This is a genomic window from Cryobacterium sp. M15, from assembly GCF_002929675.1.
Lineage (GTDB): Bacteria > Actinomycetota > Actinomycetes > Actinomycetales > Microbacteriaceae > Cryobacterium > Cryobacterium lyxosi.
Window position 1 is genome coordinate 369,706 of sequence record NZ_PJJW01000041.1, and the last position, 14,219, is coordinate 383,924.

Annotated in this window: 14 protein-coding genes; 5 read left to right on the top strand and 9 right to left on the bottom strand. The window is 64.8% G+C overall.

Annotated features, from left to right (window positions below; translation table 11 throughout):
* Nucleotide 1: 1 nt before the first annotated feature.
* Complete coding sequence (sucC, locus tag CXY83_RS16655) at nucleotides 2-1,171, bottom strand: ADP-forming succinate--CoA ligase subunit beta (protein WP_104198407.1); 1,170 nt, start codon at nucleotides 1,169-1,171, stop codon at nucleotides 2-4.
* 253 nt (nucleotides 1,172-1,424) lie between these two features.
* On the opposite strand from sucC, the gene CXY83_RS16660 reads away from it, so the two are divergent.
* Nucleotides 1,425-2,135 (top strand): VIT family protein, encoded by a 711-nt coding sequence (locus CXY83_RS16660; protein ID WP_104198408.1) that lies wholly within the window; start codon nucleotides 1,425-1,427, stop codon nucleotides 2,133-2,135.
* Between the two features lie 60 nt (nucleotides 2,136-2,195).
* Entirely contained in the window at nucleotides 2,196-2,606 is a 411-nt protein-coding gene (locus CXY83_RS16665) for a DUF3054 domain-containing protein (RefSeq protein ID WP_104198409.1), read from the top strand.
* Between the two features lie 123 nt (nucleotides 2,607-2,729).
* On the opposite strand, the gene CXY83_RS16670 is transcribed toward CXY83_RS16665, so the two are convergent.
* The 5 genes from CXY83_RS16670 to CXY83_RS16690 form a co-directional block, all read right to left on the bottom strand.
* Nucleotides 2,730-3,506 carry an FAD:protein FMN transferase gene (locus tag CXY83_RS16670; RefSeq protein ID WP_369831178.1) on the bottom strand — a complete coding sequence of 259 codons (777 nt, stop codon included), beginning with the start codon at nucleotides 3,504-3,506 and terminating at the stop codon, nucleotides 2,730-2,732.
* A gap of 1 nt (nucleotide 3,507) precedes the next feature.
* Entirely contained in the window at nucleotides 3,508-3,948 is a 441-nt protein-coding gene (locus CXY83_RS16675) for an FMN-binding protein (protein ID WP_104198410.1), read from the bottom strand.
* Entirely contained in the window at nucleotides 3,945-5,369 is a 1,425-nt protein-coding gene (locus tag CXY83_RS16680) for a ferric reductase-like transmembrane domain-containing protein (protein WP_233201028.1), read from the bottom strand. Before CXY83_RS16680 ends, CXY83_RS16675 begins: the two co-directional genes overlap by 4 nt.
* 96 nt (nucleotides 5,370-5,465) lie before the next feature.
* Nucleotides 5,466-8,006 carry an ATP-dependent helicase gene (locus tag CXY83_RS16685; protein ID WP_104198411.1) on the bottom strand — a complete coding sequence of 847 codons (2,541 nt, stop codon included), beginning with the start codon at nucleotides 8,004-8,006 and terminating at the stop codon, nucleotides 5,466-5,468.
* A gap of 42 nt (nucleotides 8,007-8,048) precedes the next feature.
* A complete protein-coding gene (locus CXY83_RS16690; protein ID WP_104198412.1) occupies nucleotides 8,049-9,056 on the bottom strand; it encodes a glycerophosphodiester phosphodiesterase family protein in 1,008 nt (335 codons plus the stop codon).
* A gap of 220 nt (nucleotides 9,057-9,276) precedes the next feature.
* Between CXY83_RS16690 and CXY83_RS16695 the strand changes: the two genes are divergently transcribed.
* From CXY83_RS16695 to CXY83_RS16700, 3 genes are all read left to right on the top strand, one after another.
* Nucleotides 9,277-10,095, top strand: a complete 819-nt coding sequence (locus tag CXY83_RS16695) for a Bax inhibitor-1/YccA family protein (RefSeq protein ID WP_104198413.1) — start codon at nucleotides 9,277-9,279, stop codon at nucleotides 10,093-10,095.
* Between the two features lie 89 nt (nucleotides 10,096-10,184).
* Nucleotides 10,185-10,337 carry a hypothetical protein gene (locus CXY83_RS17725; protein WP_158251916.1) on the top strand — a complete coding sequence of 51 codons (153 nt, stop codon included), beginning with the start codon at nucleotides 10,185-10,187 and terminating at the stop codon, nucleotides 10,335-10,337.
* A 182-nt stretch (nucleotides 10,338-10,519) separates the two neighbouring features.
* Nucleotides 10,520-11,362: an MFS transporter gene (locus CXY83_RS16700; protein ID WP_233201029.1), complete on the top strand. Its 843-nt coding sequence runs from the start codon at nucleotides 10,520-10,522 to the stop codon at nucleotides 11,360-11,362.
* A 15-nt stretch (nucleotides 11,363-11,377) separates the two neighbouring features.
* Here CXY83_RS16700 and guaA read toward each other — a convergent pair whose 3' ends face one another.
* Genes guaA through CXY83_RS16715 form a run of 3 tightly spaced genes read right to left on the bottom strand, consistent with a single transcriptional unit; the run spans nucleotide 11,378 to nucleotide 14,217 of the window.
* The gene (gene guaA, locus CXY83_RS16705; RefSeq protein ID WP_104198414.1) at nucleotides 11,378-12,997 is read right to left on the bottom strand and encodes a glutamine-hydrolyzing GMP synthase; all 1,620 of its coding nucleotides are present in this window, start codon (nucleotides 12,995-12,997) and stop codon (nucleotides 11,378-11,380) included.
* Nucleotides 12,994-13,428, bottom strand: a complete 435-nt coding sequence (locus tag CXY83_RS16710) for a DUF3817 domain-containing protein (protein ID WP_104198415.1) — start codon at nucleotides 13,426-13,428, stop codon at nucleotides 12,994-12,996. The genes guaA and CXY83_RS16710 overlap by 4 nt, the downstream gene beginning before the upstream one ends.
* A 9-nt stretch (nucleotides 13,429-13,437) precedes the next feature.
* Complete coding sequence (locus CXY83_RS16715) at nucleotides 13,438-14,217, bottom strand: SURF1 family protein (RefSeq protein WP_104198416.1); 780 nt, start codon at nucleotides 14,215-14,217, stop codon at nucleotides 13,438-13,440.
* Nucleotides 14,218-14,219 lie beyond the last annotated feature (2 nt).

Consider the following 14,219-nt stretch of genomic DNA (forward strand, 5'->3'; position numbering starts at 1 on the left):
CTTACTTCGCTGCGTGGGCGAGTTCGGCGGCCTTGGCGGCGCCCTCGTCCATGGTGGCGGCCAGTGTTACGAGCGGGTGGTTCGCCTCGGCGAGGATGCGACGACCCTCCTCGACGTTGTTGCCGTCGAGGCGAACAACGAGCGGCTTGTTGGCGCTCGAACCGAGCTCGGCGAGCGCACCCACGATGCCCTTGGCGACGGCGTCACACGCGGTGATGCCACCGAAGACGTTGACGAAAACGCTCTTGACCTGCGGGTCGCCCAAAATGACGTCGAGGCCGGCGGCCATCACCTCAGCGGAGGCTCCGCCCCCGATGTCGAGAAAGTTGGCCGGCTTGACGCTGCCGAAATTCTCGCCGGCGTAGGCGACGACGTCGAGGGTGCTCATGACGAGCCCCGCCCCGTTGCCGATGATGCCGACTTCACCGTCGAGCTTGACGTAGTTGAGGCCGGCAGCCTTGGCTTTGGCTTCGAGCGGGTCGGCCGCAGCGGCGTCCTCGAGAAGAGCGTGCTTCGGGTGACGGAAATCGGCGTTCTCATCGAGAGTGACCTTACCGTCGAGCGCGATGATGTCGCCCTCTTCGGTGAGCACCAGCGGGTTGACCTCGACCAGGGTCGCGTCTTCACCCTTGAATACGTTGTAGAGCTTGACGAAGACCGGGGCGACCTTGTCGACGAGCTCGGCCGGGAACTTGGCGTCGATAGCGATCTGCTTCGCCACGGCGAGGTCGATGCCGACCGAGGGATCGATGGCCGTGTAGGCGAGCGCTTCGGGCTTCTCGACGGCGAGAACTTCGATCTCCACGCCACCCTCGTAGCTGGCGAGCGACAGGTAGGACCGGTTGGAGCGGTCCAGTAGGACGGAGAAGTAGAACTCCGCCTTGATGCGGGCTCCACCGGCCACCATGACGCGGTGAACGGTGTGGCCCTTGATGTCGAGGCCCAGGATGCCCTGGCCAGCGGCCTCGGCGTCATCCGGAGTCTTGGCTACCTTGACGCCGCCGGCCTTGCCGCGGCCGCCGACCTTGACCTGCGCCTTGACCACGACAACGCCACCGAGCTTCTCGGCCGCTGCGCGTACTTCGGCGGGGGTGTCCGCGATGATGCCCGGCAGAACCGGCACACCATATTCCTCAAAAAGGTCTCTCGCTTGGTACTCGTAAAGATCCACGCTGCTCTTCCAATCCGCGTCTTGGCGATCACACCGCCGGTGAAGATATATGAGGTTAGTGGTAACAGCAGTCCTCGCCGTAAATTAGCTCGACATCAAGACATACCGGCCCGTGAAAACTCTAGCGCGTGATTCGAGCGTCAGGGCGCACTCGCAGAGCTGCCGAAACACCGCCGTGCTGCCACGAAACGCCACCGCGAAGGCTAGCCACACCTTGCTGGACGACGCTCCCGCTGGGTGGTTATCTAGTACTATGACTGATCTTGCTCAAGCGGTGGAACCGCACGCCGCCGGCCTCGCTTCCCGGCTGAACTGGCTGCGCGCCGGTGTTCTCGGCGCGAACGATGGCATCGTCTCCGTCGCCGCCCTTGTCGTCGGTGTTGCCGCTGCCACCACCGACTCCCACGTCATCCTCATCGCCGGGGTTGCGAGCCTGCTCGCCGGCGCCATTTCGATGGCCCTCGGCGAGTACGTTTCGGTGAGCAGCCAACGCGACTCCGAACGCGCCCTCATCGCCAAGGAAACCTGGGAACTCGAGAACGAGCCCGAGGAGGAGCTCGCCGAATTGGCTGGCTTCTACGAAGCCAAGGGACTCTCATCCGTCACCGCCCGGCAGGTGGCAGTCGAGCTCACCAAGCATGACGCCCTCGCAGCCCACCTCGAGGTTGAGTTGCACATCACCGAACAAGACGTGTCGAACCCCTGGCATGCGGCCTACGCATCCGCTATCGCCTTCACCGTCGGCGCCGCGCTCCCCCTACTCGCCGTACTGCTGCCGCCGGCCGAATACCGTATCGGCGCCACGTTCGTCGCGGTCCTGATCGCCCTCGTCATCACCGGCTGGCTCAGCGCCCACCTCGGCAACAGCCCCAAGTCGCGGGCCATCGCCCGCATCGTCATCGGCGGAATCCTCGCCCTCGCCGTGACCTATGTGATCGGCGCCCTCATCGGCGGCAGCGTCTGATCGAGCTGGGCTCACAGCCAACTCCGGGTTCCGTGCCGACCGGGTGGATAGGCTGAAAATATGGCAACACTGCGCATCGGAGCTGGCTCCATATCGCGATCATCGATCAGTACGGCGGGCGTTTTTGACGCGGCCCTCGTGCTGGCTTTCGCTGCGATCGGCCGATTGAGCCACGGCGAAAGTCTGGCGGGACTCGGCGTGACCTCTTGGCCGTTCCTCGGCGGCCTGATTATCGGCTGGCTCCTGCTGCGTGCCTGGCGACACCCGCGCCGTATCGTTTGGACCGGCGTCGGCATTTGGATTGCCACCGTAGCGGGTGGCCTGCTGCTACGCCTCGCCAGCGGTCAGGGCGTTCAACTTAGTTTCGCGATCGTCACGACCATCGTGCTCGGCCTGTTCCTGCTCGGCTGGCGGGCCATCGCCGCGCTCCTGCTCCGCCGAGGCCGCCAGTGGACGCCAACCGCGGCCTGATTTCAGGATCAGCCGCTCCCCCACGCGAGCGCGGTCGATTCGAAGCAGCAGAATCGTCGCGCCACCAGACGACCAAACGCCACGGACCAACTGTCTGCCACGTTGTCCGTCACAAAAAATCGCCTATGCGGTCCGCCTCAGTCCCGGAGTTGCGAGCAACTGGCCGTCACGCAGCACCGCGAGTACGTCGATGGCGAAGCGCTCGGTCATCTCGCTCAGCGTCGACTCTCCGCCGGCCACGATCGCCGTCGCGAGTACGTCAGCAGTGACGATATCGGCCGCGAACACACTCACCTGCCGGAACGGCGACGGTTCGCCGTTCCGGGGCGTCCAAATGTGTTCGCCGCGTTCCGCGCTGCCCGAGGTGGCCACGGCACGAAGCGGATACCCCAGCGGTACGTTCGCAATCACCTCACTCCGATTGCCGGGATCGACGATTGCCACGACCCATTCGGGGTGCCCGGCATTCCCACCGACCAGGACATCACCGCCAGCGTTGATCGACCAATTGGCCGGGCTGCGCGCCGTCAGGGCTGTTCCGGCTTCGGCGATGGCGAGCGCCTTGACCACGCCCGAGAGGTCGATGACGCCATCGGCACGATGTGGCGTAAACACGCCCTGGGTGCGTTCACGCCAGTCCAACGCGAGGGCGTAGCAGGTGCGCAGACTCTGACTCGCCTCGGTCAAACGGATGTCCCCGCGCGCGATGCGACTCAGTTCCGAGTCCTCCCGGTACAGGCTGAACTGCTCGTCCCAGCGACGAAATACCGACTTGACCACTTCGACGGCAGCGGAATCAACATCTCCGGCGGAACCACCCAGGCGCAGGCTCACGACCGTCCCCATCGTTGCACAGGTGCGCGCCGGCATCCGCTCGTAGTCCCCGCCCAGAATCGCCACCCTAGAATCCGGCCGTATCAAGCGCTGATTGCAGCGACCGGAGGTAGCCCTCGCTCGTGTACGTGGCACCGCTGACGTTGTGCACGTTCGCGGACTGCGCGGTGAGCACCTCGGAGCGCAGAATCGGCGCGGCCTGATTACTGATACCGGCCGACCGGCCCCCACGGTTGGTCAGCTGCAGCGGGGTGACCTCGGTGATCGCGCCGTTGGCGAGGGTCACCGACACCTGCATGTTGCCGTATTGGGTCGGCACCACCGCGCCGGTGAAGGTGCCTGACTGCGCTGCCGCCTGGGCCGCTGATGCGGCAGCGGCCCAGGCGGTGCCGCCGCTGGACGCGGTCAGGCTCTGCGAGGCCTCAATCGCCGAGGATCCCAACTGCCACCCGATACCGACGATCGAAACGGAGGCCAGGGTGGCCAGGGCTACCGCGCGTGCTCTCACCAGTCAAACCTTTCGTAGTGGATCTGCTTTTTGGGCACCCCGGCAGAGCGGGCGTCGCGCACGACGGCGTCGGTCCAGGGTCGGGGACCGCAGATATAGATGTCTGAGCTTTCGAGCTCGGGCACGATCGTGCTCAGGGAGATTCGGGCCCTGACGGCATCTGCGGGAAGCCAGGTACTGACTCCCTGGGGGCGTTTGCCGGCGATGATGCGCAGCTCGGCGCCGCGCAGCCGGCACAGGTCGGTGAGTTCGTCGACCAGGTAGGTATCGCCAAGGTTGTGCGAGCGGAGCAGTACTGTGGCGTTGCCGGGCGCGAACGACACCGTTTCTAAGAGCGACCGAATGGGGGCGACGCCGATGCCTGCGGCGATCAGCACAACGCGGAGCGAGGTTCGAGCGTTCTCGGTGAACAGCCCATATGGACCTTCGAAGCTGACCCGGGTGCCGCGTTTCAAGTGGGGAAGCTGCTTCGAAGCATCGCCCAGGCCGCGAACCGTGATGCGCAGTCCGCGCTCACTCGGCGCTGACGACAGCGAAAACGGATGCGCCTGCCACCAGAGTCCATCGGCCCAGAACCGCCAGACGAAGAACTGTCCGGAGGTCGCCCGGAGCCTGTCCAGCTTTTGGCCGGTCAGGGTGATTGAGGCGACGCCTGGAGCGACCGCGTCCACGCGGTCCACGACGAGGCGGTGGCGCGATGACCGGATGACCGGCAGCAAAAATCGGAACACGATGATGGAGCCGGCTACCGCCGCGTACAGGGCGAGCCAGTAATACCGGGCAATGGCACCGTCCCGGAGCAGACCACCGACGCTCAACTGGTGCGGGATGGCCACGAGCACCGAGAAGTAGGCGAGCAGATGCACGGCGTGCCAGGCCTCATAGCGAAACTTGCGGCGCACCACCACGAGCGAGGTGATGACGACACCGATCATGAGCGCCAGGCCGAGAAAGGCGAGCGGCATGTCGGGCAGGGTCGTGAACATGTTCCAGGTCTCGGCAACAACGTTGACGTTTTCGGCGAGCGCATAGCCGGTGATGAGCAGCGCAGCGTGACCGAGGATGAGGTAGAGGGCCGGCTTGCCGAGCGACTGATGCACGGCCATAGCCTGGTCGTGCCCGAAGGCGCGGTCGATCGGGGGCAGCCGAGCGGCCAGCACGAGCATTATGAGCAGCAAGTCGGTTCCGACCAGGCCCGCGACGATTCCCAGGGACGTGAACGCGTCGGCGGGGGTGCCGAACTTGGCTGCTCCCCCATCCGCGAGAAAGATGGCGACCACGATGGCGACCGAGGCAACACAGAGAATCTGCAGGCTGTCAGCGAGGCGCATCCGTTTTTTGTATGCGGGGTGCGGCGAGGTCACCCGTGGGGTGTTCGCAGGCGCGGTGCCGATTCGAGTTTTGCGCGTATCGAGGCTCATGAGACGAGCATCGGGCGGGCGCCCCTCGAACAGCTATCGAGAGCCTGTGAACAGTCTGTGTGTTACCAATGCGTCGAGCACAGCGGAAGCAGAACGCTAGATCTTTTCGATCGGGGCGATCTTGATCAACAGCTTTTTGGCACCCGCTGTGTCGAACTGCACGTGCGCGATGCGCTTGGTGCCCTCACCGGTGACCTGGTTGACCCGGCCTTCGCCGAAGTCGTGGTGACGGATGCGGTCGCCCGCTTCCAGCTCGAGGGTGCCGTTGTCGCGCACCGTTCCGGTGATCTTGTTGGCCCACTCGGTCTTGGGCTTGCCCGGCGGCAGGCCGGTCTGCTTCGCGCTGTTGCTGCCACTGCTGCGCCCGCCGAATCCATCTGAACTGCCCGATCCGCCCAGCGAGTTGCCGAAGCCGCCGAAGCCGCCGTCGCGTCGCGCGTTGAGCGCCCGCGGCTGAGTGCCCCCGCGGGAGTTAGCCATGCCCGGCGACTGCTTCCAGTCGATGAGATCGGCCGGAATCTCCTGCAGGTATCGGCTCGGCATGGCCACGTTGATGTCGCCGAACTGGGCCCTCGTCATAGCGAGCGAGAGATAGAGCCGTTTGCGGGCACGGGTGATGCCGACGTAGAACAGGCGGCGTTCCTCTGCGGGGCCGCCGGGTTCGTTCGCCGACATCTGGTGCGGCAGCAGCCCTTCTTCAACGCCGGTCAGGAACACGGCCTCGTATTCGAGGCCCTTCGCGGTGTGTAGGGTCATCAACGAGACCGTGCCGGAGGCGTCGTCGAGGTCGTCGGCCGCAGCCACGAGGGAGACCTGCGTGAGAAAGTCAACCAGGCCACCGTCGGGGTTTTCCTTGTTGAAGTCCTTGGTCTGGGCGACGAGCTCTTCGATGTTCTCGGCCCGAACCTCGTCTTGCGGGTCGCGGCTGTTGCGCAGTACGGCAAGCAGCCCGCTGCCGCTCAGCAGAAACTCCAGCACTTCGGACACGTTGGAGCCACCGACCGGCACACCGTCATCGGTGACCGAGGTCGGCACGAGCATGAGCGCTGCGGCGTCGAGCAGTTCGGCCAGTTTCAGGATGGCCCCGGTCACCTTGGGGCCGAGGCCGAGTGCGGCCGAGTTGCGCATGGCCTGCCGGAAGGTGAGTTCGTTGTCGTCGGCGAAGCTCGACAGCCCGGTTTCGGTGGCCGGGCCGATGCCGCGCTTGGGGGTGTTCAGAATGCGGCGGAGGGCGAGTTCGTCGACCGGGTTGGCGACGGCGATGAGGTAGGCCAGGGCATCCTTGATTTCGGCTCGCTCGTAGAACTTGGTGCCACCGACCACCCGGTACGGCGTGGCCGAGCGCACCAAAATCTCTTCCAGCGCTCGGGTCTGCGCGTTGGTGCGATAGAACACCGCCATGTCGCGGTAGGCCATGCCGGCGGCGTGCAGCACCTGGATCTCATCGGAGACGAACTGGGCTTCGTCGTGCCCGGAATACGCGGTAAAACCGACGATCTTCTCGCCGTCGCCGCCGGCACTCCAGAGCTTCTTGTCGGTGCGGTCGAAGTTGTGGCCGATCACCGCATTCGCTGCCGAGAGAATGTTCTGGGTCGATCGGTAGTTCTGCTCCAGCAGAATCACCTTTGCTCCCGGGTAGTCCCGTTCAAAACCGCTGATGTTTCGGGTGTCTGCCCCGCGGAAGGCATAGATCGACTGGTCGGAGTCACCGACCACGGTCAGCGACGCCCCGGGGATGGCGCCGGTGGCGTCACGCAGGTTACGCACGTGTACGCCGTCGTCTTCCATCTCCTGGGCGAGCTCGACGGTGACCGGCCGGGTGAGCTCGTGCACGAGGGCGTACTGGGCGTGGTTGGTGTCCTGGTATTCGTCGACCAGCAGGTGCCGAAACCTACGCCGATACAGGGCGGCCACCTTGGGGAACGCGCGAAACAGGTAGACGGTCTCGCCGATGAGGTCGTCGAAGTCGAGGGCACTCGCGGCGCGCAGCCGAGCGGAATACTGACGAAAAATCTCGACGAACATGACCTCCTGCGGGTCGCTCATGTTCGCATTGCGGGCGTAGGAATCCGCGTCGGCGAGCTCATTCTTGAGCTTGGAGATCTTGGCGCCCGCCGAGCCGGGAGTGAACCCGTAGGTATCGGCGTCGAGCCCCTTGATGATGCGCTTGAGGGTGACCTTGGTGTCGGCCGAGTCGTAAATGCTGAACGTGCGGGCAAGGCCGATCTTCTCGGCTTCGCGGCGCAGTATGCGCACGCACGACGAGTGGAAGGTGCTGATCCACATTCCATCGGAGCCCTGGCCGAGGATGGCGTGCACGCGTTCGCGCATTTCGGCGGCGGCCTTATTGGTGAAGGTGATGGCGAGAATCTGGCTTGGCCAGGCATCGCGGGTTTCCAGCAGGCTCGCGACCCGACGGGTCAGTACGCTGGTCTTGCCCGAACCGGCGCCGGCGATGATGAGCAACGCCTGGCCGCGGTATTCGACCGCCTCTTTCTGCTGCGGGTTGAGCCCGTCGAGCAGTGGGCTCTGTTCGCTTTGCCCCGTGCCGGCGTACCCGTTCGAATCGAGAATAATCGGCGTGGCCGAACGATTTGAGGTTTCGGGCGCGGATTCTGCGTTAAGAGGTGTGATCATGGCGGTTTCCAGTGTAGGCGAGGCCCCTGACAGGCGGGCGGGTCAGCGCAACCCGTCGCGCACGTGCACGGCCAGATCGGGGTGGTCAACGAACACACCGTCGATACCCGTCTCGAGAATGAGGCGAAACTCCGCCTGCCAATGGCCGAAGTCCGCTCGACGAATACCGCGCCGGAACGTTTTCGCCAGAAACTTATTCTCTGGCCGCAAAGTCCAGCAGTAAATCTCCAGCCCTGCTTTGTGGGCGTCATCGACCAAAGCGGATGCCCCGACGACGTCACCCACATCATCCGTTTCCAGAATGAGCGACTTGGGAACGCTGATGCCGTCGATGTTTTCACCGGCGGCGAGGTTCGCAAGCCCGTCTGGCGTGAGGTGGTCGATGTAACGCAGCGCCCCGGCTCCGTGCTCGGCGACCTGGTCAGCCGGATACCCCTGGTCTTCGAGTAGAAAGATCCGCTTGCCGCGCACACCCTCGGCCCGCACCCGGGCGAGCACGCTCGGTTCAAAGCTTTCCACGGTGAGTCGGTCGGTATTCCAGCCGGCTGCCGATACTTCGGCGGCGAACAGTTCGGCCAGGGGCAGGTCGAGCCCCGCAAAATAGTTGCCGTGCTTGATCTCGGCGACGATGCCGAGCACCCGATCGGTCTGCTCGGCCGCGGCGTCGACGAGGTCGAACAGGTCGCGCAGTCGCAGAATCGGCTGCTGGCCGTCGAAGGTCGTGTTGCTCTGCCGCAGGTTCGGCAACCGTTCCCTGGCGCGCAGGGTGCTCAATTCTGCCCAGGTGAAGTCCTCGGTGAACCAGCCGGTGACCAGCTTGCCGTCGACGTGCTTTTCGGTGCGGCGAGCGCCGAATTCGGCGCGCGTGGCGACATCCGTGGTACCGGAGATCTCGTTTTCGTGGCGGATCACGAGAACACCGTCGCGAGTTGCCACCAGGTCGGGTTCGACGGCGTCGGCCCCGAGCCCGAAGGCAAGATTGAAGGCGGCACGCGTGTGCTCTGGCCGGTGGCCACTCGCCCCGCGGTGGCCAATGACGATCGCTTGCATGGTTTCAGGCTAACCGCGCCGCCAGAACGGATGCTGCGGGGCAAATCCGCTGCTAGCGAAACGCATTCGCGTGCCGCCCGGAATACTGCAAATCGGCTGATCCCCAGCACATTCGACAGCGCTCTCCGGTACCTTTAAGGAAGTGCCGCACCAGGCGCTGCGTGTTGGTCCGCCCGCGCGCACCCGTTACTCCCCCAGCTGATTGTGAGTACAGCAACACATGGCATCCTCCAACCCCGCTTTCTCCCGCAACGAGGCGTTCGGCCCTCGCGGCGCAGTGGCGTCGTCGCAGGCCCTCTCGGACAACGATCTGCAGTCGATGTACAACCGGCCCTCCGCTGGCGCCCAGGACACCGAGCGCATGACCTATGAAGACACCATCACCAAGACCGGTCTCGGTTTTGCGCTGCTGCTTGTGGCGGCAATGATCTCCTGGGTCGCCACGCCGGTGCTTCCCTTCCTCTTCATTCTGGGAGCCATCGCCGGCTTCGTACTCGGCCTGGTCAACACCTTCAAGAAGGAGCCGTCGGCTCCGCTGATCCTGGCCTTCGCCGGGGCTCAGGGCCTGTTCGTCGGTGGAATCTCGCGTGTCTTCGACGACATCTACCCGGGCGTCGTGGTGCAAGCGGTTCTCGCCACCCTCGTCGTGGTCGCCGTCACCCTGGCGCTGTTCAAGAGCGGCAAGATCCGCGCCTCGAAGAAAGCCACCAAGATCTTTCTGGTCGCCATGGTCGGCTACGCCGCGTTCTCGCTGATCAACGTGGGAATGATGATCTTCGGCGGTACCGACCAGGCCTTCGGTATGCGCAGCCAGAGCATCAGCATTCTCGGCTTCGACATCAAGCTCGGCATCCTCATCGGCCTCCTCGCAGTTCTCCTGGCCGCGTACTCGCTCGTGCTCGACTTCGACTTCATCCAGAAGGGCGTCAACAACCGCCTGCCGCGCAAGTACGGCTGGACCGGCGCCTTCGGCATCATCATGACCGTCGTCTGGCTCTACGTCGAAATGCTGCGCATCTTCGCCCTCAGTCGCGAATAGCAGTACCCGTCGATAAAACGCCCTCGTTCCCCGGAGCGAGGGCGTTTTTTTCGTTCCCGCGGCACACCAAAATGTGGTTGGCTGAAGCAATGAGTTTTACTGACCTGCATGCACTGCTCCCGCTCGAAGCAAACGGCATGAACGCCGCGTTCGGCTATATCGGTAGCGCGATCGTGCTCCTCGGCCTCGCCTGGGTGGTCATCATCGCTATCCGTCGATACCTCAAGGCCCCCAAGGACTGATCTACCGGCGAGGAGAACGCCGTCGACAAGCAGCGACGCCGTCATCGTGTGCGCCTGATCTAAACTCGGGGTCATGTCGCTCGGTCTCCCCTTTCGAGCGCTGTGGACATCCAGTGCCTCCTCTAATCTCGCTGACGGGGTTGCGTTCATCTCGATGCCGCTCCTGGCCGCATCGCTCACCGATGATCCGCATCTCGGCAGCACAGCTGGTTGCCGATGAGTTCGCGGGGCCCCCGCTCGGCGGACTATTGTTCGCCGTCGCGGTCGCGACTCCGCTGTACCTCATGGGCGGGCTGTGGGCTGCGGCCGGGCTTCTTGCACTGGCGCTGCCGGTGCGCAGTCTCGGGGTGCGCAGTCTCGGGGTGCGCGGGCTCGGGGTGCGCGGGCTCGGGGTGCGCAATGGAAGCGCGCTGATACGACGCCAGCCCGCCGTTCGCGAGGCCATGCAGGGTGCCCGGTGGCTGGCCGGCAACCGCACGGTTGGCGGGCTCGCCCTGATCGGTGCCCTCGCGAGCGTCGGCTATATGCTTTCCTTCTCGATCCTCGTTCTGTTCGCTGCGGAGCGGCTTCACCTCGATGGCTTGGGCTATGGAGTGATCCTCGCCGTTTCCGCACTCGGTGGGCTCGTCGCATCCTTCGCCACACCACGCGCGACAGGCCGCATCGGCTATCGCGGCACGATCGTCGCAAGCCTTGTCACGGGTGCCGTGTCGCTGCTCGCGCTCTCCATCAGCACGAGTGGTGCCATCGCCGCTGCGCTTCTGGCGGTCTATATCCTCCACGCTGTGGCGTGGGGAATCTGCGCGACCTCTCTCCGACAACGACTCGTCCCCGACGATCTGCGCGGCCGAGTCAACGCTGCGTCCCGCGTGCTCAGCCTTCTCGGGCTGGCGCTCGGTTCCGCGCTCGGCGGCCTGCTGGCCGTGGTGAATCTGCCGCTTTCGATCGCCGTCGGCGGTGGAGTCTTCGTGTGCTGCGCGGTTCTGGCGGCCATCGTCATTCCCAACGAGTGCGAGCACGACTAGCCCCTTACGTGGGGATCACTCCCACTCAATGGTTCCCGGTGGCTTCGACGTGACGTCGAGCACCACGCGGTTCACCCCGTCGACCTCGTTGGTGATGCGGTTCGAAATCTTCGCCAGCAGGTCGTAGGGCAGGCGGGTCCAGTCGGCGGTCATGGCGTCTTCCGACGACACCGGGCGCAGCACGATGGGATGCCCGTAGGTACGTCCGTCGCCCTGCACGCCCACTGACCGCACATCGGCGAGCAGAACGACCGGGCACTGCCAGATCTCACGGTCGAGGCCGGCGGCGGTCAACTCGAAGCGCACGATCGCATCCGCTTTGCGCAGCAGATCGAGGCGTTCCTGGGTGATCGACCCGACGATGCGAATGCCCAGGCCGGGGCCTGGGAAAGGCTGGCGCTGCACAATTTCGGCTGGCAAGCCGAGCTCGGCACCGATCGCGCGCACCTCGTCTTTGAACAGGGTACGCAGCGGTTCGACCAGTTCGAACTTGAGGTCGTCGGGCAGGCCGCCCACGTTGTGGTGGCTCTTGATGTTGGCGGTGCCGCTGCCGCCGCCCGACTCGACGACGTCGGGGTAGAGGGTGCCCTGCACCAGGAAGCGGATCGGGTCGCCGTCGATTTCCTTGGCCTCTTCGATCAGTTCAGCCTGGGCCTGCTCGAAGGTGCGGATGAACTCGCGACCGATGATTTTGCGCTTGGTCTCCGGGTCGCTCACGCCTTTCAGCGCATCGAGGAACTGCTCGCGTACATCCACGGTGACCAGGCGGATGCCGGTGGCCTTGACGTAGTCCTCCTCAACCTGGCGGCGCTCGTCTTCGCGCAGCAGACCGTGGTCGACGAAGACGCACACCAGCTGGTCACCGATGGCCTTGTGCACGAGGGCTGCGGCCACGGCGGAATCGACTCCGCCGGAGAGGCCGCAGATGACCTTTCCGGTGCCGACCTGGGCCCGAATCTTCGCAACCTGCTCCGCGATGACGTTGCCGCTGTTCCAGTCGGGGTTGATGCCGGCGGCGCGGTGCAGAAAGTTTTCCAGCACATGCTGGCCGTTTTCGGAGTGTTTGACCTCGGGGTGCCACTGCACGCCGTAGAGCCGCTTCTCATCGTTGGCAAACGCGGCGACCGGAGTCGACGTCGACGAGGCAAGCACGGTGAAGCCGTCGGGCGCGGTGGCAACCGAGTCGCCGTGGCTCATCCAGACCGTCTGGCTGTCGGGCTGGTCGGCCAACAGAACGTTGTCGGCGTTGCTCACGACGACCGGGGTCGAGCCGTATTCGCGGGCTCCGGTCTGGGCGACGGTACCGCCGAGTGCGGTCGCCATCACCTGGAAGCCGTAGCAAATACCGAGCACGGGCACGCCGAGCTCAAAGATCGCGGCATCGAAAGTGGGCGCCCCCTCGGCGTAGACACTCGATGGCCCACCGCTCAGTACGATTCCGCGCGGGTTTTTGGCGAGCACCTCGGCGGCGGTGATGCTGTGCGGCACGATCTCCGAATAGACGGATGCCTCACGCACGCGCCGTGCGATCAGCTGCGCATACTGCGCGCCGAAGTCGACCACGAGAACGGGACGATCGAGTCCTGAATCGGGGAGGGTCGGCTCCGCCGACGCGGTGTCGAAGGTGTCACTCATGAACGCACCTCGGCAGCCTTTTTCGCTTCGAGCTGCGCGAGGGAACGTTTGACGCGGCGGGTCATGGGGCCTTCCAGAAAGAACGAGAGCGTGGGGATGATGCCGCCGAGCGCGATCAGCACGAAGCGTGGCAACGGCCAGCGCATCAGGCTCCATAAGCGGAAATCGGCGAACAGGTACAGCACGTAGAACCAGCCGTGCACGATCAGAATGATCGTGCTGAGGTTGATCGCGACGACCGTGTCGCGCGGCACGAAGGCAAGAAAACCCTCGGAGCCGTTCATCTCGAGTTCGTAGCCGAGCACGAACTTGGCATAGACCTCGGCGCAGAGCAGCAGCAGAAAAACACCGGTGATGATGGACGACACCTGGTAGAGCCGCAGCGCACCGGGGATTCGAGAGACGTCGGCGGGCTTGGGATCAAGTGGCATAGGGCAATTCTATGCGCCCGTGCTGGGAGCCCCTGCAGCCACGTCTTCGAGCGCGGCTTCTTCCTGCTCGCGTTCCAGGGCATCGCGCACCAGTCGGTACCAGAAGAACACGGCGAACCCAGCGAAGACGACCCACTCGATGGCGTAGAAGATGTTCAGCCAGTTCAGCGACTGGTCGACTTGGGGTACCGGGGAGTCAATCAGGTCGAGGCCGGCCGTGGCGTCAGCGCTGACGATGTAAGCCGAATAGACCGACTCGTCCGTGAAATCGGCCCACAGATTGATCAAAGCGGATGGCGCGACCTTCGTCAGCTCCATCGAATCGCCCTCGGGGTCGGGCAGCTCAGGGGCCTCCCCCGTGAGAAAACGCCCGGTCAGGGTAACCAGGGTGTTTTTCGGTTCGGTCTGAAGTTCAGCGATGACGGCCTCGGCCGTGGCTCTGTCTGGCGCCCAGCCGCGCGCGACAGCGATGCTGGCGGCGGTATCCGTTCGAAAATGGCTGACGACCCAGAACCCTTCGACACCGCCGTTGAAGCGGGTGGTGATCAGCGCCTCATCACCGGCCACCCAGGCACCCGTGGTGGCTACCATCTGGCCGGTCGCGATCTGTGTCACCCCGCCGTCAGGCTGCGCCACTTCGGCGAGCGGCTTCACCTGCTCGGTCGCTCGCTCCACTACGACGCCGGACTCGATGGCGCGCTCCAGCTGCCAGTGCCCGAGCAGGGCAAAGGCTGCGGCTATACCGAGGGCAAGCAGTAGCGCGGCCACCCAGCGGGGGCGCAGCATCATTC